At 46.7% G+C, this 25,406-nt stretch carries 25 protein-coding genes, 1 rRNA gene and 2 other annotated features; all 26 genes read right to left on the bottom strand.

Annotated elements, in window-relative coordinates:
- Positions 1 to 71: 71 nt before the first annotated feature.
- The gene (gene rpoB, locus ACXAD6_RS19145) at positions 72 to 3,599 is read right to left on the bottom strand and encodes a DNA-directed RNA polymerase subunit beta (protein WP_474970237.1); all 3,528 of its coding nucleotides are present in this window, start codon (positions 3,597 to 3,599) and stop codon (positions 72 to 74) included.
- 312 nt (positions 3,600 to 3,911) lie between these two features.
- Positions 3,912 to 4,517, bottom strand: coding sequence for a class I SAM-dependent methyltransferase (locus ACXAD6_RS19140; protein WP_474970236.1), 606 nt, complete (start codon positions 4,515 to 4,517; stop codon positions 3,912 to 3,914).
- A gap of 102 nt (positions 4,518 to 4,619) precedes the next feature.
- Complete coding sequence (gene rplL / locus ACXAD6_RS19135; RefSeq protein ID WP_474970235.1) at positions 4,620 to 4,985, bottom strand: 50S ribosomal protein L7/L12; 366 nt, start codon at positions 4,983 to 4,985, stop codon at positions 4,620 to 4,622.
- Between the two features lie 49 nt (positions 4,986 to 5,034).
- The gene (gene rplJ / locus ACXAD6_RS19130) at positions 5,035 to 5,535 is read right to left on the bottom strand and encodes a 50S ribosomal protein L10 (RefSeq protein ID WP_474970466.1); all 501 of its coding nucleotides are present in this window, start codon (positions 5,533 to 5,535) and stop codon (positions 5,035 to 5,037) included.
- Between the two features lie 45 nt (positions 5,536 to 5,580).
- Positions 5,581 to 5,729 (bottom strand) — a sequence feature (ribosomal protein L10 leader region).
- A 51-nt stretch (positions 5,730 to 5,780) separates the two neighbouring features.
- The gene (rplA, locus tag ACXAD6_RS19125) at positions 5,781 to 6,476 is read right to left on the bottom strand and encodes a 50S ribosomal protein L1 (protein ID WP_027953435.1); all 696 of its coding nucleotides are present in this window, start codon (positions 6,474 to 6,476) and stop codon (positions 5,781 to 5,783) included.
- Positions 6,477 to 6,591: 115 nt separating this feature from the next.
- Positions 6,592 to 7,017 carry a 50S ribosomal protein L11 gene (gene rplK / locus ACXAD6_RS19120; protein ID WP_027953436.1) on the bottom strand — a complete coding sequence of 142 codons (426 nt, stop codon included), beginning with the start codon at positions 7,015 to 7,017 and terminating at the stop codon, positions 6,592 to 6,594.
- 151 nt (positions 7,018 to 7,168) lie between these two features.
- Entirely contained in the window at positions 7,169 to 7,705 is a 537-nt protein-coding gene (gene nusG, locus ACXAD6_RS19115) for a transcription termination/antitermination protein NusG (protein ID WP_027953437.1), read from the bottom strand.
- A 128-nt stretch (positions 7,706 to 7,833) separates the two neighbouring features.
- Positions 7,834 to 8,010, bottom strand: coding sequence for a preprotein translocase subunit SecE (gene secE, locus ACXAD6_RS19110; RefSeq protein ID WP_027953438.1), 177 nt, complete (start codon positions 8,008 to 8,010; stop codon positions 7,834 to 7,836).
- A gap of 39 nt (positions 8,011 to 8,049) precedes the next feature.
- Positions 8,050 to 8,199: a 50S ribosomal protein L33 gene (rpmG, locus tag ACXAD6_RS19105; RefSeq protein WP_084162932.1), complete on the bottom strand. Its 150-nt coding sequence runs from the start codon at positions 8,197 to 8,199 to the stop codon at positions 8,050 to 8,052.
- Positions 8,200 to 8,277: 78 nt separating this feature from the next.
- Entirely contained in the window at positions 8,278 to 8,934 is a 657-nt protein-coding gene (gene sigH / locus ACXAD6_RS19100) for an RNA polymerase sporulation sigma factor SigH (RefSeq protein WP_027953439.1), read from the bottom strand.
- An 81-nt stretch (positions 8,935 to 9,015) separates the two neighbouring features.
- The gene (locus tag ACXAD6_RS19095) at positions 9,016 to 9,525 is read right to left on the bottom strand and encodes an NYN domain-containing protein (RefSeq protein WP_474970234.1); all 510 of its coding nucleotides are present in this window, start codon (positions 9,523 to 9,525) and stop codon (positions 9,016 to 9,018) included.
- 3 nt (positions 9,526 to 9,528) lie between these two features.
- Positions 9,529 to 10,275 carry a 23S rRNA (guanosine(2251)-2'-O)-methyltransferase RlmB gene (rlmB, locus tag ACXAD6_RS19090; RefSeq protein WP_474970233.1) on the bottom strand — a complete coding sequence of 249 codons (747 nt, stop codon included), beginning with the start codon at positions 10,273 to 10,275 and terminating at the stop codon, positions 9,529 to 9,531.
- On the bottom strand, positions 10,272 to 10,673 hold the full coding sequence (locus ACXAD6_RS19085) for a Mini-ribonuclease 3 (RefSeq protein ID WP_474970232.1): 402 nt from the start codon (positions 10,671 to 10,673) through the stop codon (positions 10,272 to 10,274). Before ACXAD6_RS19085 ends, rlmB begins: the two co-directional genes overlap by 4 nt.
- A 5-nt stretch (positions 10,674 to 10,678) precedes the next feature.
- A complete protein-coding gene (gene cysS / locus ACXAD6_RS19080) occupies positions 10,679 to 12,079 on the bottom strand; it encodes a cysteine--tRNA ligase (protein ID WP_474970231.1) in 1,401 nt (466 codons plus the stop codon).
- The gene (gene cysE / locus ACXAD6_RS19075) at positions 12,069 to 12,728 is read right to left on the bottom strand and encodes a serine O-acetyltransferase (RefSeq protein ID WP_474970230.1); all 660 of its coding nucleotides are present in this window, start codon (positions 12,726 to 12,728) and stop codon (positions 12,069 to 12,071) included. The genes cysS and cysE overlap by 11 nt, the downstream gene beginning before the upstream one ends.
- Before the next feature lie 57 nt (positions 12,729 to 12,785).
- Positions 12,786 to 13,003 (bottom strand) — a binding site (T-box leader).
- Positions 13,004 to 13,047: 44 nt separating this feature from the next.
- Positions 13,048 to 14,517 carry a glutamate--tRNA ligase gene (gltX, locus tag ACXAD6_RS19070; protein WP_474970229.1) on the bottom strand — a complete coding sequence of 490 codons (1,470 nt, stop codon included), beginning with the start codon at positions 14,515 to 14,517 and terminating at the stop codon, positions 13,048 to 13,050.
- Between the two features lie 58 nt (positions 14,518 to 14,575).
- The gene (locus tag ACXAD6_RS19065) at positions 14,576 to 15,760 is read right to left on the bottom strand and encodes a bifunctional 2-C-methyl-D-erythritol 4-phosphate cytidylyltransferase/2-C-methyl-D-erythritol 2,4-cyclodiphosphate synthase (protein ID WP_474970228.1); all 1,185 of its coding nucleotides are present in this window, start codon (positions 15,758 to 15,760) and stop codon (positions 14,576 to 14,578) included.
- Between the two features lie 107 nt (positions 15,761 to 15,867).
- Entirely contained in the window at positions 15,868 to 16,968 is a 1,101-nt protein-coding gene (locus ACXAD6_RS19060; RefSeq protein WP_474970227.1) for a PIN/TRAM domain-containing protein, read from the bottom strand.
- A gap of 153 nt (positions 16,969 to 17,121) precedes the next feature.
- On the bottom strand, positions 17,122 to 18,195 hold the full coding sequence (gene disA / locus ACXAD6_RS19055; RefSeq protein ID WP_027953448.1) for a DNA integrity scanning diadenylate cyclase DisA: 1,074 nt from the start codon (positions 18,193 to 18,195) through the stop codon (positions 17,122 to 17,124).
- Positions 18,196 to 19,575, bottom strand: a complete 1,380-nt coding sequence (gene radA / locus ACXAD6_RS19050; RefSeq protein ID WP_474970226.1) for a DNA repair protein RadA — start codon at positions 19,573 to 19,575, stop codon at positions 18,196 to 18,198.
- Positions 19,576 to 19,728: 153 nt separating this feature from the next.
- On the bottom strand, positions 19,729 to 22,191 hold the full coding sequence (gene clpC / locus ACXAD6_RS19045; RefSeq protein ID WP_474970225.1) for an ATP-dependent protease ATP-binding subunit ClpC: 2,463 nt from the start codon (positions 22,189 to 22,191) through the stop codon (positions 19,729 to 19,731).
- Between the two features lie 18 nt (positions 22,192 to 22,209).
- On the bottom strand, positions 22,210 to 23,280 hold the full coding sequence (locus ACXAD6_RS19040) for a protein arginine kinase (protein ID WP_474970224.1): 1,071 nt from the start codon (positions 23,278 to 23,280) through the stop codon (positions 22,210 to 22,212).
- Positions 23,280 to 23,828, bottom strand: a complete 549-nt coding sequence (locus tag ACXAD6_RS19035; protein WP_474970223.1) for a UvrB/UvrC motif-containing protein — start codon at positions 23,826 to 23,828, stop codon at positions 23,280 to 23,282. The genes ACXAD6_RS19040 and ACXAD6_RS19035 overlap by 1 nt, the downstream gene beginning before the upstream one ends.
- An 18-nt stretch (positions 23,829 to 23,846) precedes the next feature.
- The gene (locus ACXAD6_RS19030) at positions 23,847 to 24,311 is read right to left on the bottom strand and encodes a CtsR family transcriptional regulator (protein ID WP_474970222.1); all 465 of its coding nucleotides are present in this window, start codon (positions 24,309 to 24,311) and stop codon (positions 23,847 to 23,849) included.
- Between the two features lie 164 nt (positions 24,312 to 24,475).
- A complete protein-coding gene (locus ACXAD6_RS19025; protein ID WP_474970221.1) occupies positions 24,476 to 25,165 on the bottom strand; it encodes an MgtC/SapB family protein in 690 nt (229 codons plus the stop codon).
- Positions 25,166 to 25,240: 75 nt separating this feature from the next.
- Positions 25,241 to 25,354: ribosomal RNA gene (rrf, locus tag ACXAD6_RS19020) — 5S ribosomal RNA — on the bottom strand.
- Positions 25,355 to 25,406: the final 52 nt, after the last annotated feature.

Raw genomic sequence — 25,406 nt, 5'->3', positions numbered from 1 at the left:
GGGCCTACCTCCCTTTCAGTATCCAGGTTTTACCCTAAGCTTAGAACACGAGCGACAGCAGTGTTTCTAACTTAATCGTCTAAGTTCAAATTCTCGGATTCTTTGGTTTGCTCTTCCTCAATATCCCGCATCTCAATCTCTTCCTCATCACCGGAGAGAATCTTCACATCCATACCAAGACTTTGAAGTTCCTTGATAAGAACCTTGAAGGATTCCGGCACACCAGGTTCCGGTACGTTGTCACCTTTGACGATGGCTTCGTATGTTTTCACACGGCCAACAACATCATCGGATTTAACCGTCAGGATTTCCTGCAGGGTATAGGCAGCACCATATGCTTCAAGGGCCCATACCTCCATCTCACCGAAACGCTGACCACCGAATTGGGCTTTACCACCAAGTGGCTGCTGGGTAACGAGAGAGTAAGGTCCAGTTGAACGGGCGTGGAGTTTATCATCAACCATGTGTGCCAGTTTGATCATGTACATGACACCGACAGATACACGGTTATCAAACGGATCCCCGGTACGTCCATCATACAGGATCGTTTTCGCATCACGAGCCATGCCTGCTTCCTGTAATGTTTCCCAAACATCTTCCTCGCGGGCACCATCAAAGACCGGGGTGGCAATTCTTTCACCCATCAAACGGGCGGCCATACCCATGTGCAGCTCCAGCACCTGACCGATGTTCATACGAGATGGTACACCAAGTGGGTTCAACATGATATCAACCGGTGTTCCATCTGGAAGGAACGGCATGTCCTCTTCCGGAAGAATCTTGGAAATAACACCTTTGTTACCGTGACGTCCAGCCATCTTATCCCCTTCAGAAATCTTACGCTTCTGAACGATATAAGCACGGATCAGCTGGTTCACTCCTGGTGGAAGCTCATCTCCGTCTTCACGGTTGAAGATTTTCACATCAAGAACGATACCACCGGCACCGTGAGGAACACGAAGAGACGTATCGCGGACTTCACGAGCCTTTTCACCGAAGATAGCGTGAAGAAGGCGTTCTTCTGCAGACAGTTCTGTTACCCCTTTAGGTGTAACTTTACCGACAAGCAGATCTCCGTCACTGACTTCTGCTCCGACGCGGATAATTCCACGGTCATCCAGGTCACGAAGAGCATCTTCACCGACGTTAGGAATATCACGAGTGATCTCTTCAGGTCCAAGCTTCGTATCACGGGCTTCTGATTCATATTCTTCAATGTGGATGGAAGTGTATACATCGTCTTTAACAAGGCGCTCACTCATAATGATCGCATCCTCGTAGTTGTAACCATCCCATGTCATGAAGGCCACAAGCGGGTTCTGTCCAAGAGCCAGTTCACCCATATCCATGGATGGACCATCAGCTAGGATTTCCCCTTTTGTAACACGGTCACCTTTAGAAACGATTGGACGCTGGTTATAACAGCTTCCCTGGTTGGAACGGATGAATTTCTGAAGACGGTAACGGTCAAGATCTCCCTCAACCTCTTTGCCATCTACTTCAGAAATACGGCGGACGCGGACTTCTTTCGCTTCCACGCGCTCAACAATTCCTTCGTGCTTACAAATAACGGCAGCACCGGAGTCTTTACCAGACACATATTCCATACCAGTACCCACAAGAGGCGCATCCGGCTTCAGCAATGGTACTGCTTGACGCTGCATGTTCGCACCCATAAGGGAACGGTTGGAGTCATCATTCTCAAGGAATGGGATACAAGCTGTCGCAGCAGATACTACCTGCTTCGGAGATACGTCCATGTAGTCAAGGCGGTCACGGGCTACGACCGTGTTTTCCCCGCGGAAACGTGCGATAACTTCTTCATCTGTGAATCCACCGTCATCATCAAGCTTCGCGTTCGCCTGGGCGACCACGTAGTTATCTTCCTCATCGGCAGTCAGGTAGTCGATTTGAGCCGTTACTTTGTTTGTATCCGGGTCGACACGACGGTATGGCGTTTCAATAAATCCGAACTCATTCACTTTCGCATAGGAAGAAAGGGAGTTGATCAGTCCAATGTTTGGACCTTCCGGTGTTTCGATCGGACACATACGCCCGTAGTGGGAATAGTGTACGTCACGAACTTCAAATCCTGCGCGTTCACGAGTTAAACCACCTGGTCCAAGAGCGGATAGACGGCGTTTGTGCGTCAATTCCGCAAGCGGGTTGGTCTGGTCCATGAACTGTGAAAGCTGCGAGCTTCCGAAGAACTCTTTAATGGACGCAATCACAGGCCGGATGTTAATCAACTGCTGTGGCGTGATGGACGATGTATCCTGGATGGACATACGCTCACGAACGACACGCTCCATACGGGAAAGACCAATACGGAACTGGTTCTGAAGAAGTTCACCTACAGAACGCAGACGACGGTTACCAAGGTGGTCAATATCGTCTGTACCGCCTACATCATGCAGCAGGTTGAAGAAGTAACTGATAGAAGAAAGAATATCAGCAGGAGTAATGTTCTTCACATCACGGTCAATGTTAGCATTGCCGATAACGTTGATGGAACGCTCCCCTTCCGGGTCAGTTGGATCAACGATTTTCACAGACTGTACTTGGATCGGATCTTCAAGAACGCCTTCAACGGGTTCAAGTGTTTCTTCACTCAATGTACCTTCCTGATCATCGAAGTAAGGGATCAGTTTATTCAGGAGACGGCGGTCAATCTTATCGCCTTTTTCAGCGATGACTTCGCCTGTTTCCTCATCGACCAGCGTTTCCGCCAGTGTCTGATTGAACAAACGGTCCTTAATATGAAGCTTTTTGTTCATTTTATATCGTCCAACGCGCGCTAGGTCGTAGCGTTTTGGATCGAAGAAACGGGAAACCAACAAGCTTTTCGCATTTTCTACTGTAGGCGGCTCACCAGGGCGTAGACGCTCGTAGATTTCAAGCAGCGCTTTCTCTGTAGTCTCCGTATTATCTTTCTCAAGCGTGTTTTTCAAGTATTCGTTGTCGCCGATAAGATCAATGATCTCCTGGTCGGTTCCGAATCCTAAAGCACGCAGCAGAACTGTAATCGGCAGCTTACGCGTACGGTCAATACGTACGTGTACGACATCTTTGGCATCTGTTTCAAATTCCAGCCACGCTCCGCGGTTTGGAATGACGGTTGCCGTATAGCCGCGTTTACCGTTTTTATCTATTTTCTTGTTAAAGTACACGCTTGGAGAGCGGACGAGCTGAGATACAATGACACGCTCAGCACCGTTGATTACGAAGGTACCTGTGTCTGTCATCAATGGGAAGTCACCCATGAAAACTTCCTGCTCTTTTACTTCACCTGTCTCGTTGTTTAGAAGGCGTACTTTCACTCGAAGCGGTGCGTTATATGTTACATCGCGATCCTTTGACTCATCGACTGGATACTTTGGTTCGCCAAGGCTGTAGTCTACGAATTCAAGCGATAGATTACCTGTGAAATCTTCAATCGGGGAAATGTCCTGGAACATTTCCTTCAAACCTTCTTTTAAGAACCAATCGTAAGAAGCGGTTTGGATTTCAATCAGGTTTGGTAATTCCAATACCTCACTGATACGTGCATAACTTCTGCGCTGGCGGTGTCGTCCATACTGAACTAGTTGACCTGTCAACTGATTCACCCCTCAAATCAAGCATTTTAATAACGAAAAAAGGGTCCGGCAAGACATGCCGAACAGGCTTGCGGTTGATCTTGCCACAAGCATATTTAAACATCTGCGGCAATTGCAGATGGTGATTCTTCATTTCTCTCTAACGTTAGACAAAAAAGAAAAAGGCTTTTCATACATTAAAAACCTCATTTACTTTCAGCGTTCGATTTTACCATTCTGACCAGTCCGCAAGTTTTTTATACTATTTTGTAAAAAAGACTTGACAGATATCAGATATATTGGCATTTTTCAATACTAGCACAAGTGGGTTTGCTAGTCAATCTTTTTTGCTTTGAGAATGTAGTAACCTTTCTTTTTCAAAACGACTTCAGATGAACCGAACCATTCATCGAGTTTCTGCTTAGCAGATGGCGCCCCCTGCTTTTTCTGAATCACAACCCACAACTCCCCGCCTGGCAGCAGCGCTTCCGATGCTTCTTCAAACATCGCATGCACAACAGACTTACCGGCACGAATCGGTGGATTGGTTAAAATAGCAGCAAACTTCCTGCCCCGGACACCCTGAAGGCGGTCACTCTCCAGAATGGTTACATTATGAATGTGATTGGCAGCCGCATTCTTTCCCGCCAGATGGAGGGCCCGTTCGTTTACATCCACCATCACAAAACGGCGGTCACTGAAAGCTTTAGCCAGAGACAACCCGATAGGGCCATACCCACATCCAAGATCAAGGATTTCCCCTTCCACTTCAGGGAGTTGAAAGGCATCAATCAAGACCCTTGAGCCGTAATCCACTTCATTTTTGGAAAAGACGGCATGATCTGTTGTGAAAGAAAATGGAAACCCCTTCAATTCAAAGGACCATGTTTTCTCTTCACTAGCCGTTGATGTCTTTTTTGAATAATAATGCTCCGACATATCCGAACACCTTCTCCATTGTCTGAATTTTAGAGAATAAAATGTCTATTAAGAAAAAGAAAGCCCGCCGATATATCAGCGAGCTTTTCTCCAAGGTTTTCCTTACTTAAGTTCGACAGTAGCGCCTGCTTCTTCAAGCTGAGATTTGATCTCTTCAGCTTCTTCTTTAGAAATGCCTTCTTTGATTGCGCTTGGAGCACCATCAACCATTTCTTTAGCGTCTTTAAGACCAGCACCAGTGATTTCGCGTACAGCTTTAACCACTTTGATCTTAGAAGAACCAGCAGATTCTAGTACTACATCAAATTCAGTTTGCTCTTCAGCAGCTTCTGCACCACCGGCAGGAGCACCAGCAGCAACTGGAGCTGCAGCAGATACACCAAATTCTTCTTCAATTGCTTTAACTAGGTCGTTAAGCTCAAGAACAGACATTTCTTTAATCGCTTCGATAATTTGTTCGTTAGACATGAGAAATTTCCTCCTTAGTTTTGTTGGTTTATTTTAAACGAATGCTAACTTACGCACTTTCTTCTTCTTTTTGATCCGCGATTGCTTGTGTAGCATAAGCGAAGTTGCGGATTGGAGCTTGTAGTACGCTTAGGAACATAGATACAAGACCCTCGTAGTTCGGAAGGTTGGCAAGCTCTTGGATTTGCTCAAGAGTTGCGACCTGACCTTCAACTACGCCACCCTTGATTTCAAGATCTTCATGATCTTTAGCGAAGTTGTTCAAGATTTTAGCAGGAGCTACCGCATCATCTGTGTGGAAAGCTATCGCTGTTGGTCCTTGTAACACTTCATCAAGGTCAGATAGTTCAACTTCTGCAGCCGCACGGCGAATCATCGTGTTTTTATGCACTTTGTATTCTACGCCGGCTTCACGAAGCTGATTACGAAGTTCAGTGACTTCAGCTACATCAAGACCGCGGTAATCTACTAATACAGCAGATTTACTGTTGCGGAACTTTTCAGCTAGATCAGATACAATCTGTTTCTTCTGTTCGATAATACCGCTCATCGTTCCACCTCCTATTGACTTTTCATCATACCGTTCGAAGGTTTTCTTAATAAAGAAAAACACCTCCACATAGACATGGAGGTGTTTTTCATAGAGCAGGGCAGATGGCGCTGCTCTATGATATATCACACACCTCGGCAGGACTTTAAGCGGAAAACCGCCCCTGCTGTCTACGGTATAACGTATTCTTTTTATACAACGCTACTTAGTATATAACACTAATAGCGGAAAGTCAACACTTTTTATTACTTCGTGTAAGCAGAAACGTCTACTTTGATTCCAGGACCCATAGTAGATGAAACAGCAGCGTTACGCATGTAAGTTCCCTTAGCAGCCTGCGGCTTCGCTTTAACCAACGCATCTGTAATCGCTGCGAAGTTTTCAGCAAGTTTCTCTTCATCGAAAGAAGATTTACCGATCGGGACGTGGATGTTTGCTGCTTTATCAACGCGGTATTCAACTTTACCAGCCTTGATTTCATTGACAGCTTTTTCAACTTCGAACGTTACCGTGCCGGTTTTAGGGTTTGGCATAAGACCTTTTGGTCCAAGTACACGACCAAGTTTACCAACTTCAGCCATCATGTCTGGAGTTGCAACAACTACATCAAAATCGAACCAGCCTTGGTTGATTTGGTTGATCAGGTCCTGCTCTCCTACGTAGTCTGCACCAGCTGCTTCTGCTTCTTTCGCTTTATCACCTTTAGCGAAAACAAGCACACGCTGGGATTTACCTGTACCGTGTGGAAGCACCATCGCGCCACGGATCTGCTGATCCGCTTTTTTAGGGTCTACACCCAGACGGAAAGCTGCTTCAACAGTTTCATCAAAGTTAGCTTTTGAAGTTTCTTTTACAAGCTTGATCGCTTCTTGTACATCGTAAGCTTTTGTACGGTCAACAAGTTTTTGAAGTTCTTGCTGCTTTTTCGTTTTTTTAGCCATTTCAATTTCCTCCTCTTGTGGTTTTAACGGATTTTCCTCCCACGAATAAAGGTTGCGAAAGAGTCACAAGCTCCATTTCCGCAACCTTCTCCTATCTCCATGTGACGCTGTGGGATTAGTCTTCGATTGTGATTCCCATGCTGCGCGCTGTACCTTCAACCATGCGCATAGCAGCTTCAACGTCAGCCGCATTTAAATCAGGCATTTTTGTTTCTGCGATTTCGCGAACTTGGTCACGTTTAACAGAAGCAACTTTGTTACGGTTTGGCTCACCGGAACCTGATTCGATACCAGCCGCTTTCTTAAGAAGAACAGCAGCAGGTGGAGTTTTAGTAACGAATGTAAATGAACGGTCCTCATATACCGTAATTTCAACCGGAATAATCGTACCCGCCTGTTCCTGTGTACGAGCGTTAAACTCTTTACAGAAACCCATGATATTGATACCTGCTTGACCTAGTGCCGGTCCTACTGGCGGCGCTGGGTTTGCTTTACCCGCAGGGATTTGAAGCTTAACTACGTTAATTACTTTTTTAGCCACGAGACACACCTCCTTAAAGTCCGTGATGTGGTAATAGGGATTCACCCTCCCACTCCATTGCAATATGCAGAAACCTGTATTTTACAGGGCGCATATAGAACATAAAAATTCTAGCATCTTTAACTCTAATATGCAAGGGGAGAGATGAATTTTATAATTTTTCGATTTGAGTAAAGTCCAACTCGACTGGTGTTTCACGTCCGAACATATTCACGTGGACTTTGACTTTCTGTTTATCCGTGTCAATGTATTCGATCGTACCTGTGAAGTTGGCAAAAGGCCCATCTGTTACTGTAACACTTTCCTTCACCTCAAAGTCAACCTCTGCCTTCGGCTCTTCATTCATGCCCATCCGCTTAAGCACCGTTTCTACTTCTTCAGGGAGTAGAGGAATCGGCTTGGACCCTGAACCTGTGGAACCGACGAAGCCGGTCACCCCCGGCGTATTACGAACAACATACCAGGAATCATCCGTCATCACCATTTCCGCAAGAACATAGCCTGGGAAGACCTTTTTCTTTGCGATTTTCTTTTTGCCGTTTTTAATCTCAGCTTCTTCGTCCTCCGGGACAAGGACACGGAAAATCTTATCTTCCATACCCATTGATTCCACGCGCTTTTCAAGGTTTGTCTTAACCTTATTCTCATAACCTGAGTACGTGTGCACTACATACCATCTTTTTTCCATAATCACAGGACAAGTGCTTGCCCTTCCCTCCCTTGTATTAGAGTGATGAAAATTTCTCCAACATGAAAAAACCCGCGGAACGGGTTTTTTGTAAGTCTATCTCCTATTATAGCATAAAATCCACTCTACTATTCTTGAGCAATGAGTTCAAGCACTTGGGAAATCCCAAGATCTACAATAGCAAAGAACACAGCTACGAAAGCGACCGTTCCGAGAACGGTGATGGTGTAACGTGTCAGTTCCTGACCCTTCGGCCAGCTTACCTTCTTCATCTCCCGAGCTACATTCTTGAAGAACTTAAACATGCTGCAATACCCCCAAACTTGCGCCATCCGGCTGCTTCTCTACTTTGTCTCCTGGTGCAACGTATGTTTCCCGCAGTTTTTGCAGAACTTCCGTACCTCGAGACGTTCAGATTGGTTGGAACGATTTGTATATGAACTATAATTTCGATTGAGACATTCTGTACAAGCTAATATCACTTTTTTCCGCATTTCCGTCGCCTCTCTTTTAAGAGGTTTACACATACTCATTTAATGTAGCATTCAAAGGTTACCGTGTCAATGCAGCGTTCAGAGGGTGATTTCACTCACTTCCAAATACTTTTCGAGCTTTCTCTTCACCCGCTGCAATGCATTATCAATAGACTTCACGTGTCTGTCGAGCTCTATTGAAATTTCCTGATAGGAACGTCCATCCAAGTACAGCGTGAGAACCTTTCTTTCCAGATCGCTCAGCAGCTCGGACATCTTCTCTTCCATATCGGCGAATTTTTCTTTATTCACAATTAATTCCTGAGGGTCAATGGCTTTGGAACCGGCGATAACATCAAGCAGAGTCCGGTCTGACTCTTCGTCGTAAATCGGCTTGTCCAAAGAAACGTAGGAGTTTAAAGGGATATGCTTCTGTCTGGTGGCGGTTTTAATGGCGGTGATAATCTGACGGGTGACGCACAGTTCTGCAAATGCTTTAAAAGACGAGAGTCTGCCTTCACGATAATCGCGGATCGCTTTGTAAAGGCCTATCATACCTTCCTGAACAATATCTTCCCTGTCTGCTCCAATAAGAAAGTAGGTTCGAGCCTTTGCGCGAACAAAATTTTTGTACTTATTGATCAAATAGTCAAGCGCCTGGACCTGTCCTTGATTGATCCTTTCAACGATCGCTTCATCATCAAGCTTGCTAAGATCCAACTCACTGCTGCTTTTCTCCGTTTGTAAGATGCTCACACAGGATCCCTCCGACCGTGCTACCTAAATATAGCAATATTATACAGTAAGCGCTTGAAAAGCGTCAACAAGTTGTCAGAATTATTTATCTCCTCGCCGCCATTTCTCAAAGATTTCCCGCATCTCTTTGTCGATGGGAATCTTGGACTGGTACGGGTATAGATTATGATTTTCTACATCTTTCTCAATCTGGTTTTCTATATTTCTCATTTCAATATAAAGTTCCCGGGCCGACTTCCGGAAAGCTCCCTGCCCGAAGATCGTCCGCTGCTCGGCATAATCCGATGTCGCCACATAGACCTGTGTGCGGACATCATTCAAATCACCGGCTAATTTTTCAATACGCTCATCAGCAGTTTCGTTTTCTTTTGTAAAGATGACTTCCACTTTGTAATTTTTTTGTTTTTTTTCGAGGCCGCGCACATGATAGGCGTCAAATACAATGATGATCCGGTCACCTGTATAGGATTGGTACTCAGCCATCATCTCAATTAATAGATCCCGGGCCTGTCCGAGATCCTTGTCCCTTAATTTCACGAGTTCCGGCCAGGCTCCGATCATGTTATAGCCATCAACAATTAGTACAACCATCTGTTACTCACCCAGCGGATGCCGTTTGCGATGGACTTCATACATAAGGAGGGATGCGGCAACAGAAGCGTTCAGGGAGGTTACTCTGCCAGCCATCGGCAGACTGACGGTCCAGTCACACTTGTCTTTGGTGAGACGACTCATCCCCCGGCCCTCACTTCCGATGACAAGGGCAATCGGCATACCGCCATCCAGCTGTCTGTAATCCTCCGTACCCTCTGCATCTGTGCCGACAACCCAGACGAACCGTTCCTTTAATTCATCAATGGTACGGGCAAGGTTCGTTACACGGGCCACAGGAATGTATTCAATCGCTCCTGTTGACGTTTTCGCCACAGTCGCCGTAAGAGCAACGGACCGCCTTTTCGGAATGATCACTCCGTGAGCTCCTGCTGCGTCTGCTGTCCGCAGAATCGATCCCAGATTATGAGGGTCTTCAATCTCATCACAGATGATGAAAAACGGCGCCTCCCCTTTTTCCTCCGCTTTAGCAAAAAGATCTTCAAGGTCTGCATATTCGTAGGCGGCTACAGAAGCAGCCACCCCCTGGTGGTTTCCGTCCACAAGCTGGTCGATTTTCTTTTTCGGTACCTTCTGAACGTTGACGCCCTGTTCTTTAGCCAGTAGCTCCAGCTTTTTAAACGCCTGGTACTGGAGCTGATCGGATACCATCACCTTGTTGATGGATCGTCCGGCTCTCAGCGCTTCCTGCACCGGATTTTTTCCTATGATCCATTCTCCGTTTGTCATGAATGCTCGCTCCTTTCTTCTACGTGCTTAATGGAATAGTCGATCAGAGTTTCCAGTCTTTCAGTACGACCGGACAAATACAAAAAGCCAAGTACAGCTTCAAAAGCTGTGGAATAACGATAGGTCTGGACATTCGTGCTTTTCGGTACGGAGCCGGATTTGGCATTGCGCCCCCGGCGCAGCACCCCTTCTTCTTCCTCCGTCAAAAGTCCGTCCGCCTGCCAGGCTTGGACAACAGCGGCCTGCGATCCAGCTGATACGAACTGGACCGCCGCCTGATGTAGCTGCTGTGGTTTCACTTCTCCTTTTTCCAAAAGGTGATGCCTGACATACAGTTCATACACGGAATCCCCCATGTAGGCGAGGGCGAGGCTCTTCATCTGTTTAACATCCTTCATGGTCTTCAGCCCCGCTTCCAGCGCGTTCCCTGTGATGTATCCTCCAGGATAATATGACGGTCTTTCAACTCATCACGGATTTGGTCGGCACGCTCGAAATTCCGGTCTTTCCTTGCCTGTTTACGCTCTTCGATTAAAGCATCGATTTCTTCATCAAGAAGGTCTGTTTCTTCTCCAATTTGAATACCAAGCACACGCAGCAATTCTTCCAGCGTCTGTTCGAATGCATCAAGCACATCGACATGTGTCTGACTTTCCTGAAGGTAAAGGTTGGCGGCCTTGGTCAGGTCGAAAATGACAGAAATTGCATTCGCTGTATTGAAGTCATCATCCATTTCTTTAATGAACTGATCCTTGAATCCCTGTACTTTCTCCATCCACTCGTCACGATCGGCCTGCAGGCTCACCGACGTTTCTTTACGGTGACGAAGGTTTTCATAAGCATTCTGAATTCGTTCAAAGCTGCTCTTTGCGCCCTTCAATAATTCATCACTGAAATTGATCGGATGACGGTACTGGACACTCAGCATGAAGAAGCGGATGACTTTTGGATCATGCTTTTTCACAAGATCATGAGCAAGAATAAAGTTTCCGAGGGATTTCGACATTTTTTCGTTGTCGATATTAATATACCCATTATGCATCCAGTAACGAGCAAAGGATTCTCCGTTATGGGCTTCTGACTGTGCTATTTCGTTTTCATGGTGGGGGAAGGTAAGGTCCTGTCCGCCTGCATGAATATCAATCGTATCTCCAAGATACTTTTTCGCCATAGCCGAGCATTCAATATGCCAGCCCGGACGTCCGGTGCCCCAGGGACTATCCCATGTAATTTCCCCCGGCTTCGCATTTTTCCAAAGGGTGAAATCAAGCGGATCTTCTTTCTTATCTCCAACCTCAATACGCGATCCGGAACGAAGCTCATCGACGGATTGATGAGAAAGCTTTCCGTAATTGTCAAAGGAGCGGGTGCGGAAATAAACATCTCCGCCTGCTTCATAGGCGTATCCTTTATCAACAAGTCCTTGAATGAAACTGATGATTTCTTCCATGTTTTCTGTTACCCGGGGATGATCGACGGCTTCTTTAACTCCAAGGGCACCGACATCTTCCTTATAGGCATCGATAAACCGGTTGGCGATTTCTGTCACACCTTCGCCCATTTCGTTGGCCGCTTTAATCAATTTGTCATCCACATCAGTAAAGTTGAGCACATAGTGCACATCGTAGCCGCGGTATTCAAAATAACGGCGGACCGTATCGAAGACGATGGCCGGGCGCGCGTTTCCGATATGAATGTAGTTGTACACGGTGGGTCCGCACACATACATTTTTACCTTGTCTTCTTCAATGGGTGTAAATGGTTCTTTCTTACGCGTTAAAGTGTTGTATACATTAATCGCCATTAGTCTTCACTCCTTCTTTCGCTTTCAGCTGATCACGCAGCTGCTGTAGTTCTTTTTCCAGATTGTTCAGCCGGTCATAAACAGGATCCGGCAGTTTATGGTGGTCGAGGTTTTTCTGGACTTTCCTGCCGTTCTGGATAACGACATGACCAGGGATTCCGACGACTGTGGAATTATCAGGGACATCTTTCAACACGACAGACCCAGCCCCTACCTTGGAATTCTCTCCTATAGTGATGGATCCAAGAACCTTCGCTCCTGTAGCAACAAGGGAGTTATCGAGCAGCGTTGGGTGCCGCTTCCCTTTCTCCTTCCCAGTCCCTCCGAGGGTCACGCCTTGGAATATCGTCACGTTATCACCGATTTCGCACGTTTCCCCGATAACGACTCCCATGCCGTGGTCAATGAAAAAACGGCGGCCGATCTTCGCGCCCGGATGAATTTCAATACCGGTTAAGAAGCGGCTCCACTGGGAAATCAGCCGGGCAGGAAAAAAGAATTTCCTTTTGTGAAACGCATGGGCCACCCGGTGCCCCCAGATGGCGTGGAGGCCGGAATAGGTAAGAATGACTTCAATGTAAGAACGAGCAGCAGGATCCTGATCAAACACCACATCCACATCTTCCTTGAACATCTTAAAAAGCCCCATACTTGCTCCCTCCTTTGAATAACACAAAGCAGAAAAAAAGCGCCCCTGTGCCTTAAGCACAGAGACGCTTGAACGTGGTTCCACTCTGTTTGGGAAACATGAAATCCTTTCCCCTCTCGAGCCTTGATAACGGAAGGCAGCCGCTTCCGCCTACTGATATTCAGCGGAAGACTCCGAGGTGCATTTCAAGGAACTCTCTCCAAATCACTTCCAGCCAAAGGTGATTCTCTCTGCAGAAGAGTGGTTCCTTTACTTCTCCTCATCAACGTTTCGTATAGGTAACTCTACTATATGATATTATTTCCTTCCTGTGAACGATTTAAGCTTGTCCTTTGCTTAATACATCGTTCAGTCGAACCGTAACGGTATCAAGTCCAAGCAGATGAATCGCGTTAGGCAGCTCCGGACCGTGTGTCTGACCGGTTGTAGCGACACGGATCGGCATGAAGAGTTTCTTCCCTTTATGGCCGGTTTCCTTCTGCACCGCTTTAATTTGTGCCTTGATATTGGCCGGTGTGAACTCTTCCAATTGCTGAAGGTTCTTTTTGAACGTTTCAAGCACCTCAGGCACCTGCTCGCCCTGAAGCACTTCCATAGCCGCTTCATCATACTGAATTTCCTGCTTGAAGAAGAGCTCTGTCAATTCGACAATTTCCGCTCCGTAATTCAACTGCTCCTGATAAAGGCCGATGAGTTCCTTCACCCATTGGCGATCCTCATCACTCATGTCTTCCGATACACGGCCAGCTTCCACAAGGTGAGGAAGAGCCAGTTCAACGACGTGATCAAGGTCAGCCGCTTTAATATACTGGTTGTTCATCCATTTCAGCTTGGCTGCATCAAATACAGCCGGGGATGTGGAAAGGCGCTCAGCATCGAAAATATCGATCAGCTGATCCTTCGTAAAGATCTCCTCTTCACCTACAGGGGACCAGCCCAGCAAGGTGATGAAGTTGAAAAGCGCTTCAGGCATATACCCCAGATCGTTGTATTGGGAAATGAACTGAAGAATGTGCTCATCACGCTTGCTCAACTTTTTACGGTCTTCGTTCAGGATCAACGTCATATGACCAAATTTCGGAGCTTCCCATCCGAATGCTTCATAAACCATCATCTGCTTTGGTGTGTTGGAAATGTGCTCTTCTCCGCGCAGCACGTGAGTGATTTTCATTAGATAATCATCGATGGCTACAGCAAAGTTGTACGTCGGTGTACCGTTTTTCTTAACGATGACCCAGTCTCCAAAGTCGCCGGATTCAAACGTGATGTCTCCGCGTACAATATCGTTGAACGTATACGTATGGTTCTCCGGCACACGCAGGCGGATACTCGGCTCACGGCCTTCGGCTTCAAATGCCGCCATTTGTTCCTCTGTCAGGCTGCTGTGTGCGCCGGAATACTTAGGTGCCTCACCGCGGGCCATCTGCGCCTCACGTTCCGCTTCCAGTTCTTCAGACGTCATGTAGCACTTGTAGGCTAGTCCACGCTCCATCAGTTCATCGACATATTTCTTGTAGATCTCCAGGCGTTCCATCTGACGGTAAGGTCCATATTCCCCACCAAGGTTCGGACTTTCTTCCCATTCAATCCCGAGCCATTTCAAATAATCCAGCTGGCTTTGCTCGCCGCCTTTGACATTCCGCTTTTCATCCGTATCCTCAATACGAACGACCATTTTCCCCCCTGCATTTTTAGCAAACAGGTAATTGAACAGAGCTGTTCGGGCATTTCCGATATGAAGATACCCCGTTGGACTTGGTGCATACCGCACACGTACTTCGTTTGTCATAATTGTTCTCCTTTCCGGTAACCGGTCATAATCCTTGACTCATTTTATCATTTTTTGCTTAGGATTGTGGATTCTTTTGCAACAGAACAACCGCCTGGGCCGCAATTCCTTCTTTTCGTCCGGCAAAACCAAGCTTCTCTGTTGTTGTGGCTTTGACATTGATGAGATCTTTTTCGGTCTGGAGCAGATCCGCAATGTTTTCTCTGATTTGTTCAATATAAGGGGCCATTTTCGGTGCCTGGGCAATCACAGTACAGTCCATATTCCCAAGCGTATACCCCTTTTTCTTAATGATTTCCCATACATGCTGGAGAAGACGGCCGGAGTCTGCATCCTTGAACTCCGGATCGGTATCCGGAAAATGCCTGCCGATATCTCCTTCTCCCACAGCTCCAAGACAAGCATCCGCGATGGTATGAAGCAGAACATCGGCATCCGAGTGTCCGAGGAGTCCTTTTTCATAAGGGATTTCAATTCCCCCGATGATACATGGACGACCTTCTGTCAGCTGGTGCACATCAAAACCTTGTCCGATTCGAAACATTGAATGTGCCTCCTTTTCCTTTTGGTTATTCAAATAGGCTTCTGCCTTATGTAAGTCCTCAGGAGTTGTCAGCTTAATATTGTCATAACTTCCCTGCACGACCGCCACTTCTTTACCAGACTGTTCCACTAACGATGCATCATCTGTACCATAGTATCCACGTTCCTGCGCTTCTTCATGCGCTTCGGTAATCAGATCATACTGAAAAGCCTGCGGCGTCTGGGCAGCCCACAGTTTGTTACGGTCGAGGGTTGTAAGCGTCCTTCCCTCTTTCTGTTTAATCGTATCCGTGACCGGAACAGCCAGCAGCGCCGCTCCTTTTTCCACAGCTGTTTCTGCTATTTGATGAAGACTTTCCTCCATGACAAAAGGACGCGCCCCGTCATGGATCAGTACAGGGATGTCTTTCCTCTGCACGACAGATAGTCCGGCATGTACACTGTCCTGCCGTTCTGCTCCCCCATTCACAGCCTTGATGGGTGTGGTTGAAGGAAATCGCTCAAGCAGTCTCTCCATCTGGTCCTGCTCCTGTTCATTCGTAACGAGAACGATTTCCCCACACCACTCATCTTGTTCAAAGACAGACAGAGTATGAAGGATCAGAGGTTTATCATTGATGTTAATGAATTGTTTATTGTGACCTGCACCCATCCGCTTTCCTTGTCCGGCCGCAAGCACAATCGCTGTGTATTTTATCATAATAGCCACCTTGAGCGGGATAGTGTTGTGAAATTCCCCATAAAAGAACAAAAGCGATAACATACGCGTTATCACTTTTGTATTTCTCTATTTAGTTTATACCGTTTTTAAAGGGCTTTTTCAAGTGATTTAGGCTTTGCGAAAATCATGCGGCCCGCTGATGTCTGAAGGACACTGGTGACCACAACTTCAATCGTCTTACCGATAAAGTCCTTCCCTTCTTCAACGACAATCATTGTTCCGTCATCCAGATAAGCGACACCCTGATTCTGTTCTTTCCCGTCTTTGATCACCTGGATGGTCATTTCCTCACCAGGGAGCACAACAGGCTTCACAGCATTTGCAAGATCATTGATGTTCAGCACTTGAACATTTTGAAACTCACAGACTTTATTTAAGTTGAAGTCGTTGGTCACGACAATACCGTCCGTGACTTTAGCGAGTTTGACAAGCTTGCTGTCCACTTCCTGAATCTCTTCAAAGTCACCTTCATAAATCTCCACATTAACAGGAAGATCCTTCTGCAGCCGGTTCAGAATATCCAAACCTCTGCGTCCGCGGTTTCTTTTCAGTCCGTCAGAGGAATCAGCAATGTGCTGAAGTTCTTCAAGAACAAACTGGGGAATCACGATCGTACCTTCCAGAAAGTGAGTTTCACAGATATCTGCGATTCTACCATCAATAATGACACTGGTATCAAGAATCTTCTGCTTTGGAATCAACGACTCATCCACCGCTGTACCGGAAGAGCTTTCCGCGTCCTCGTCCGCTTTTTTATCCTTTTTGGAAACAAGATTCAAGAATTCATCTTTACGTTTGAATCCGACCTGAAAACCGAGGTAGCCAAGCAGAACGGTAAGAGCAATCGGTACGACCTGGTTGATGACCTGAATTTGAATATCCTGGACAAACACATTAATCAAATACGCGATCAGCAGTCCAACAATTAAACCTAAACTTCCGAACAGTAAATCAGCGACAGGGGCCCGGACAAGAGAATCCTCCACCCATCGAATGAAATCGACAATATAATCTACGATCCAGAATGTTAATAAAAATAAAATAAGTGCTCCTATTACAGCTCCCATGACAGCTTGAATCCAGGTCTGCCACGTAAGCCCCATGGTTGTAAACAGTTCAGGGAAATAGAGGTAACCGATGGTTCCGCCAGTAATAACAATAAACAACTGTACAATACGTTTAAGCACTTGTATTCACCTCCTCAAACACAGTATGACCAAACCTCACAACCATTAATCATATAAAAAGGAATGATGGTCTTAAACTTAGCACAACTTCCATTTTTAGTCAATGAGCAAAACATTCATCATACCACATTTATTTTAAATAAGTCAATGTTCTTATATATGACGGTCTACAAACAGTTGTTCCTGTATGCGGTCGAGTCCGTCTCTGATTTTTGCTGCCCGGATTTCCCCGACGCCATCGACTTTGACAAGCTCTTTGGGGGAAGCCTGGATGAGATCATCAAGGGTGCTGAACCGCTGCACCAGGTGTTCAATAATTAAAAACGGAAGACGCGGGATCCGGCTGAGAATCCGGTAGCCTCGTGGATGAACGGCATCAGAAAGCTTCGTTCCGGTTGAATACCCCAGTAGTTTTAATACCTGCTCATCAGAAAGAAGTTCCGGATTGGACACTTCCTGCATCTTCTTTAACATATAGTAAGGTTCGTAATCAGGCCGGCGGCTGTAATCCTTCATGAGAAGCTCTGCCTCTTCCTCAATGTTGGAGACCAGTTCCGTGAGCTGAAGCTGGATCAGACGTCCTTCAATTCCAAGCTCATTCACATAATTTAAGATTTCTGTCTTTGTGCGGAGAACCATTTCAATCCGGTGTACAACCTGGACCACTTCGGAAAAGGAAACCATGTTCTCGAATTCCATGGCTCCAAGGTTGGTGACGCTTTGGTCGAGCACATTTTTATACTTTTCCAATGTCTGAATCGCTTGATTCGCCTTCGTCAGGATGACGCCGATGTCTTTCAAGGAATAACGGAGCGATCCTTTATACAGCGTTATGACATTCCTCCGCTGGGAGATGGCAATCACAAGTGAACCTGTCTGCTTGGCCACCCGCTCAGCTGTCCGGTGACGCATCCCTGTTTCATTGGAGAGGATATCAGGGTTCGGCATCAACTGGGCATTCGCGTATAAAATTTTCGTACCTTCATCATTAAGGATGAGCGCTCCGTCCATTTTGGCCAATTCATATAAGTGCGCCGGTGTGAAGTCTGACTGGATGTGAAAACCACCATCCACGAGTTCCCGCATACCGTCTCCATAGCCCAGGACGATTAAGCCCCCCGTATTTGCACGGAGGACGTTGTCAATGCCGTCCCTAAGTGGTGTCCCCGGAGCCACCAGCTTCAAAATGTCTCCAATTCCGTTTTCCTTGATTTCGTGCCATTCCATTTATGTGTCCCCCAATGTGACCTTCATAGCTTCCTGGACGGTGCTGACTCCGATCACTCCAATCTGGGAGGGCGGTGTCCAGCCATCCATGTTCTTCTTAGGAATGATGACCCGCTTGAAGCCAAGCTTAGCCGCTTCCTGAACACGCTGTTCAATCCTTGCTACACGACGGATTTCACCGGTCAGACCCACTTCCCCTACTACGACATCATCCCCATTGGACGATTGGTTGCGGAAGCTTGAGGCAATGCTGATCGCCACGCCAAGGTCAATAGCCGGTTCATCCAGTTTGACACCACCGGCGACTTTGACATACGCATCCTGGTTTTGGAGCAGAAGACCGGCCCGTTTCTCAAGAACCGCCATAAGCAGCGGCACCCGGCTGTTATCAAGTCCTGTCGCCATACGCCTCGGATTCCCGTAGGCCGTTGGTGAAATGAGGGCCTGAATTTCCACAAGCACGGGTCTCGTTCCTTCCATGGAAGCAACAACAATTGAGCCGGCTGCCCCCTGGGACCGCTCCTCAAGAAAGATCTCCGAAGGGTTGAGCACTTCTTCAAGTCCTTTTTCCTTCATTTCGAATATACCCATTTCGTGCGTGCTTCCGAAACGGTTTTTCACACTTCTCAAAATTCGGAAGGTGTGATGGCGTTCTCCTTCAAAATAAAGGACGGCATCCACCATATGCTCCAGAAGCCGCGGCCCCGCGATGGATCCTTCTTTCGTAACATGCCCCACAATAAAAATCGGGATACCTTTGCTTTTGGCAATTCTCATCAGCTGACTCGTACATTCCCTCACCTGGGAAACGCTCCCCGGGGCAGATGTGACATCCTCTTTGAATATCGTCTGGATCGAGTCAATGACGACGAACTTCGGATCGATCTGTTCAATCTGGTTCGTCACGTCCTGGAGATTCGTCTCCGACAGTACATAAAGCTCGTCAGATGTGATGTCTAAACGTTCCGCCCTCAGCTTCGTCTGCCTGGGAGATTCTTCCCCTGATATGTAGAGGACCGGAAAATCCTTATCAGCGATCTGCGCGGAAACCTGAAGGAGTAATGTTGACTTACCGATACCCGGGTCTCCCCCGATTAAAACTAAGGAGCCTGCTACAATACCACCGCCGAGCACGCGGTTGAATTCAGGCATATCTGTCGGCAGCCGTGGCTCTTTCTGTGATTTGATCTGTGTAATTTTTTCAGGTTTTGTCGTTGCAGAAGTGGAACTGGTCTGGAAAACGTGACGGGAATTGGCAGCCGGAGCCGACATTTCCTCCACGAGCGTGTTCCATTGATGGCACGCAGGGCATTTCCCCATCCATTTCGGTGTTTCATATCCACATTCCTGGCAGACAAACTTTGTCTTTCTTTTTGCCAAGAGATCACCTCTTCTATTCCTATGAGTGTATACGAAAAAGATTGTGAGGAAGTTTCACAGTCTTATCATTTTTATTAAATGTTGTGATTCAAATCATACCGGAATAAGAAAAAAATCGGAAGGCAGACACCTTCCGATTCTTTACTCATGCAGTCAGCTTGTTGAAGACTCCTGCTGCTTATGAACGACGAAGTTCTTTTCATCGTCCAGATCAATTTTAACTTTTTGGCCTTTAGCGATGTTTTCCTTAAGAAGCTCTTCAGACAACAGATCCTCGACGTTTTTCTGAATGGAACGTCGCAGTGGTCTTGCACCGTACTCCGGATCAAAACCGGAATCTGCAATATAGGTAATGGCTGCGTCTGTGAGCGTAAAGTCGATTTCCTGTTCCAACAGGCGTTTTCTGAGTTCTTCAGCCATAAGAACAACGATGTCTTTCATATGTTTCTTCTCAAGAGAATGGAAGACGATTGTCTCGTCGATACGGTTCAGGAATTCAGGACGGAAGGCTTTCTTCAATGCATCCGTAACCTTGGACTTCATGTCCTTGTAATCCTGGCCCGATTCTCCCATAGAGAATCCAACATATTTATTCTGCTTAAGCTCCTGGGCTCCAACGTTGGATGTCATAATCAGCACCGTGTTACGGAAATCAACGACACGGCCCTTGGAATCTGTCAAACGACCATCTTCCAGAACCTGGAGAAGGATGTTGAAGACTTCCGGGTGCGCCTTTTCGATTTCATCCAGCAGAACGACGGAGTAAGGCTTGTTACGCACTTTCTCAGTCAGCTGGCCGCCTTCTTCGTAGCCGACATAACCTGGAGGAGAGCCGACCAGACGGGACGTGCTGTGTTTTTCCATGTACTCGGACATGTCAATACGGATCATGGCATCTTCCTCGCCGAACATGCTTTCTGCAAGGGCGCGGGCGAGTTCTGTTTTACCGACACCTGTAGGTCCAAGGAAAATAAAGGAACCGATTGGACGCTTCGGATCTTTCAAACCGGCACGGGCACGGCGGATCGCCTTGGAAATGGCCTTAACGGCTTCTTCTTGACCAATGACACGGTTGTGAAGCGTCTCTTCAAGGTTCAACAGACGCTCACTTTCATCTTTCGTCATCTTGGAAACAGGAACGCCGGTCCAAACAGAAACGACGGCTGCGATATCTTCAACAGTTACCTCAGAGTCTTCCTGTCCCTGCTTTTCCTTCCATTCGTCTTTCGTCTGCTCCAGTTCATCACGAAGGCGCTGCTCGCTGTCACGCAGGGAAGCGGCCTTTTCAAATTCCTGGCTTTGTACCGCTGCATCTTTCTCCTTGCGAACTTCCTCAAGCTTCTGTTCGAGCTCTTTTAAGTTCGGTGGAGCCGTGTAGGAACGCAGCCGCACTTTGGATGCTGCTTCATCAATCAAATCGATCGCTTTATCGGGAAGGAACCGGTCTGTGATGTAACGATCAGAAAAACGGACGGCAGAATCAATGGATTCATCTGTAATCGTTACACGGTGGTGCGCTTCATAGCGGTCACGCAGTCCTTGAAGGATCTGAACAGACTCATCAAGCGTCGGCTCATCCACCTGAATCGGCTGGAATCGGCGCTCAAGAGCCGCATCCTTTTCAATATACTTACGGTACTCATCAAGTGTCGTAGCTCCGATACACTGCAGCTCACCACGGGCAAGCGACGGTTTAAGGATGTTGGAAGCATCAATGGCACCTTCAGCACCACCGGCGCCGATCAGCGTGTGAAGCTCATCAATGAATAAAATGATATTGCCGGCCTGACGGATTTCCTCCATCACTTTTTTCAGACGGTCTTCAAATTCACCGCGGTATTTCGTGCCAGCGACAACGGTTCCCATATCAAGCGTCATGACGCGTTTTTCACGAAGGATTTCGGGCACTTCGTTATTCATGATCTGCTGGGCAAGACCTTCAGCGATAGCGGTCTTACCAACACCAGGCTCACCTACAAGAACAGGGTTGTTCTTCGTACGGCGGCTTAATACTTGAATCACGCGCTCAATTTCCTTACTGCGGCCGATGACCGGGTCGATATTACCTTCCTTGGCAATTGCTGTTAAGTCACGGGCAAGGGAGTCAAGGGTCGGCGTATTCGCATTCGCCGCCTGAGCTCCTGAGCCGCCGCCTCTGCGATTCTGACCGCCGGTGGACTCATTGTTCCCAAGCAGCTGAAGAACCTGCTGACGGGCTTTATTCAAGCTTACACCAAGGTTGTTCAATACACGGGCCGCAACTCCTTCTCCCTCGCGGATCAAACCGAGAAGAATGTGTTCGGTTCCGACATAGGAATGACCAAGCTTGCGTGCTTCATCCATGGAAAGCTCAATCACCTTTTTCGCACGCGGCGTATAGTGAATCGTCTGGGATACTTTCTCTCCCTTGCCGATTAACTTCTCGACTTCCTGCTGGATTTTAGAGGATTCCAGACCTAAAGCCGTCAAAGCTTTGGCTGCAATGCCTTCCCCTTCACTGACAAGTCCAAGCAGAATGTGTTCTGTTCCAATATTGTTGTGTCCTAAACGGACAGCTTCTTCCTGCGCTAAAGCAAGTACTTTCTGTGCTCTTTCTGTAAATCGCCCAAACATCATGGACATTCCCTCCTAACATTATTCTTTATGCTCAAGCTGGAGCCTCTCACGGATAAGCGAAGCTCTCCTTACATCCCTCTCATCAGGGGATAACGATGTTTCAGCGTATTGCTGAAGGAAGCCCGGCTGTGTCAAAATCACCAATTCATTCAAAATGGTTCTTGGAATATGATCAATGAGACCAAGATCGATACCGAGCCGCAGGTCGGACAGACATTTCGCCGCCTCTTTCGATTCGATGATGCGGCTGTTTGTCAACACCCCGTACGACCGGAAAATCCGATCCTCCAGACGGATACTGGAGCGGTGCATCAACGTCTTTCTTGCTTTCCTCTCCTGGTCGATCAGCTGCTTCACGACACTATGGAGATCTTCCACAATGTCCTCCTCCGACTTTCCGAGAGTAATCTGGTTGGATATTTGAAAAATGCTCCCCAGTGCTTCACTGCCTTCCCCGTAAATACCTCTTACCACCAGCCCCAGCTGGTTGATCGCCGGAATCATCCGGTTGATCTGCTGAGTCATCGATAAAGCAGGGAGGTGCATCATTACGGAAGCCCTCATCCCCGTACCTACGTTTGTAGGACAGGCCGTAAGATATCCTCGGTTTTCATCAAAGGCATAATCTACTTTTTCCTCGAGCCAGTCATCAAGCTGACTCGCCTGTTCCAGTGCTTTATCAAGCTGAAAACCCGGGAAATATAATTGTATGCGTACATGGTCTTCTTCATTAACCATGATGGAGACCTGTTCATTTTGAGAAATCAGTGAGGCTGAGTTTTCTGAGTGCTCAGCAAGGTGAGGGCTGATCAAGTGCTTTTCTACAAGCACCCTTTTCTCTACAGGTTGAAGGTCCCGCATCCGGACCAATTCAAAATCCTTATAGTCCCGGAAAGACGTCTGCTGAAAATTTTCTTCAAAATGAGCCAGGACCTTACTTAAGGTGTCCTCCTTTGCGATGATAGGAAAAGGATGTTCTGCAAAATTCCGGGCGAGGCGTATGCGGCTGCTCATCACAATATCGCTGTCCGGTCCCTCCTGTTTCATCCATGGACTGATGGCTTCATTGATAAACTGCTTCAGGGACATTACTCTTCACCACCCTCATCCTGATGAAGTTCGTTCTCTAATGAACGTATCTTATCTCTACATTTCGCTGCTTCTTCAAATTCTTCCTGCTCGATTAATTGTCGAAGATTAATTTTATATTCTTCGATTTCTTTTTTCAGATGAAGGTTTCCGCCTTCTCTCTTTGGAATCTTCCCATCATGACGGGTATTCCCGCTGTGTACACGTCTTAAAATCGGGTTAAGCCGATCATTAAATGTTTCATAACAGACGGCACAGCCAAATTTGCCGATTCTAGCAAATTCATTATAAGTAAGTCCGCAGTTCGGACATTTTAGAGTTTCTTTTTTAGGATACGTTTGAGGACTCTGCCCCTTAAATGGAGAAGGGCCCTCAGAATGAAAAAGACCGGAAAGCAGATCGTTCAGCGAAAAATTTTCTTCACCATAGTTCATATAGCCACTTTCCTTTGCACACTGCTCACAGACGTGAATCTCTGTCTTCTGACCATTCACAACCTGCGTCAGATGCACCGTTGCCGGACGCTGATGACATTCCTGGCATTCCATCTGAATCTCTCCCTTCAGTCAGCATTTGTATTTAAGGGTAAATAACATCGCCTTCATAATCCGCGATCGAATTTCATCCCTGACAGGCAGAGGAAAAGCCAGCACATCGCGGTCAATGACACTCTGGAGAAGTTTCCCTTCTCTTAACGTAATCACATCAAATTCTACGAGACGCGCAAGAACGTCCTCCGCCTGAGACTGAGAGACACGTGGGTGAATGAGGTGCATCACATCTTCGATCATTTCAGAATCCTTGCGATGCTGGATCCGGCTGATGCGGATATACCCTCCACCTCCACGTTTACTTTCTACGATATAACCCTTTTCCACTGTAAAACGTGTCTTAATCACATAATTGATTTGAGATGGCACACACTGAAACCTTTCTGCCAGTTCGCTTCGCTTAATTTCAATGATCTGCTTTTGACTTTGATCCAGTATATCTTTTAAATAATCCTCAATGACATCGGATATGTTCCGCATCGCCCCTCCCCCTTCTTCTGACTTTGACTATCTTTGACTTTAATTTTATTATACTCAAATTTTATCCGTACGCAACTATCTTGTTTGTTTGATACACACCATCTATGTTTCCCCGATTGACCTTGAATTAAAACAAAAAATCTACACAGATGTCTGTGTAGATTTCATGACCGATCATGACCGCAGCCTTCCACTCCATTAATAGATGTAATCTCCGCCAGCAGCTTTGAACGATCGAGGCCGGGCTTTTTTTCAATCTGAACGGTCACTCTCTTCTGCTCGCCATCAAGAGCCGTTACATCCAAACTGCGGATGTCCAGGTCCTCCTGTTCAAACAAAGAAAGCAGCTGATGAATCTGCAGATCTTTTTTTATTGTAATATGGTACGTAGGACCACCGTTCAATTTCTCTTTTTCTACTTTGTTTAAAAGAATCAGACTGATCAGCACAAACAGTGTGGTTACTGTTGCAACATCGTACATTCCCGCTCCAACAACGAGACCGATGCCAGCAACCGTCCAAATAGAGGCAGCTGTTGTCAGCCCCCGGATGGTCATGCCGTTGACGATGATCGTACCCGCTCCCAAAAAGCCGATCCCACTGATTACATAAGATGGAATACGGGCGGGATCAAAGCGCACTTGATCATATTCCTCTATGAACGCTTGAAATCCATATAAAGAAAGGAGCATCATCATACAGGCACCCACCCCTACAAGGATATGCGTCCGGAATCCAGCGGAATGATTTTTCAATTCCCTCTCAAAACCTATGAGTCCTGCTAATAGTAACGCGAAAAATAATCGAAAGATGAACATAAGTATATCTTCATGGAAAAAGTAGGACCAGTTCATGGATAACCTCCTTTATTCAACAATATATTCTTAATAGAAAAAAACCAGAAGTAAATACTTCTGGTTTTTTGGTTGACGTGGCAGCGTCCTACTCTCACGGGGGTAAACCCGACTACCATCGGCGCTGAAGAGCTTAACTGCTGTGTTCGGCATGGGAACAGGTGTGACCTCTTCGCCTTCACCACCACATCAATATAAAGTTTGAGGTGAACCCTCAAAACTGGATAAGGAAACAACTATT

The organism is Halobacillus sp. ABH2_015 (genome assembly GCF_056158945.1).
The sequence above is the reverse complement of the archived record's forward strand: the minus strand, read 5'-3'. Positions and strand labels throughout refer to the sequence as shown.

Excerpts from the sequence above, each read along its gene's own strand:
- ACXAD6_RS19140 (WP_474970236.1), bottom strand. The coding sequence starts at position 4,517 with ATGTCGGAGCATTATTATTCAAAAAAGACATCAACGGCTAGTGAAGAG.
- rplL (WP_474970235.1), bottom strand. The coding sequence starts at position 4,985 with ATGTCTAACGAACAAATTATCGAAGCGATTAAAGAAATGTCTGTTCTT.
- rplJ (WP_474970466.1), bottom strand. The coding sequence starts at position 5,535 with ATGAGCGGTATTATCGAACAGAAGAAACAGATTGTATCTGATCTAGCT.
- rplA (WP_027953435.1), bottom strand. The coding sequence starts at position 6,476 with ATGGCTAAAAAAACGAAAAAGCAGCAAGAACTTCAAAAACTTGTTGAC.
- nusG (WP_027953437.1), bottom strand. The coding sequence starts at position 7,705 with ATGGAAAAAAGATGGTATGTAGTGCACACGTACTCAGGTTATGAGAAT.
- secE (WP_027953438.1), bottom strand. The coding sequence starts at position 8,010 with ATGTTTAAGTTCTTCAAGAATGTAGCTCGGGAGATGAAGAAGGTAAGC.
- rpmG (WP_084162932.1), bottom strand. The coding sequence starts at position 8,199 with ATGCGGAAAAAAGTGATATTAGCTTGTACAGAATGTCTCAATCGAAAT.
- ACXAD6_RS19095 (WP_474970234.1), bottom strand. The coding sequence starts at position 9,525 with ATGGTTGTACTAATTGTTGATGGCTATAACATGATCGGAGCCTGGCCG.
- rlmB (WP_474970233.1), bottom strand. The coding sequence starts at position 10,275 with ATGACAAACGGAGAATGGATCATAGGAAAAAATCCGGTGCAGGAAGCG.
- ACXAD6_RS19085 (WP_474970232.1), bottom strand. The coding sequence starts at position 10,673 with ATGAAGGATGTTAAACAGATGAAGAGCCTCGCCCTCGCCTACATGGGG.
- cysS (WP_474970231.1), bottom strand. The coding sequence starts at position 12,079 with ATGGCGATTAATGTATACAACACTTTAACGCGTAAGAAAGAACCATTT.
- cysE (WP_474970230.1), bottom strand. The coding sequence starts at position 12,728 with ATGGGGCTTTTTAAGATGTTCAAGGAAGATGTGGATGTGGTGTTTGAT.
- gltX (WP_474970229.1), bottom strand. The coding sequence starts at position 14,517 with ATGACAAACGAAGTACGTGTGCGGTATGCACCAAGTCCAACGGGGTAT.
- ACXAD6_RS19065 (WP_474970228.1), bottom strand. The coding sequence starts at position 15,760 with ATGATAAAATACACAGCGATTGTGCTTGCGGCCGGACAAGGAAAGCGG.
- disA (WP_027953448.1), bottom strand. The coding sequence starts at position 18,195 with ATGGAATGGCACGAAATCAAGGAAAACGGAATTGGAGACATTTTGAAG.
- clpC (WP_474970225.1), bottom strand. The coding sequence starts at position 22,191 with ATGATGTTTGGGCGATTTACAGAAAGAGCACAGAAAGTACTTGCTTTA.
- ACXAD6_RS19040 (WP_474970224.1), bottom strand. The coding sequence starts at position 23,280 with ATGTCCCTGAAGCAGTTTATCAATGAAGCCATCAGTCCATGGATGAAA.
- ACXAD6_RS19035 (WP_474970223.1), bottom strand. The coding sequence starts at position 23,828 with ATGGAATGCCAGGAATGTCATCAGCGTCCGGCAACGGTGCATCTGACG.
- ACXAD6_RS19030 (WP_474970222.1), bottom strand. The coding sequence starts at position 24,311 with ATGCGGAACATATCCGATGTCATTGAGGATTATTTAAAAGATATACTG.
- ACXAD6_RS19025 (WP_474970221.1), bottom strand. The coding sequence starts at position 25,165 with ATGAACTGGTCCTACTTTTTCCATGAAGATATACTTATGTTCATCTTT.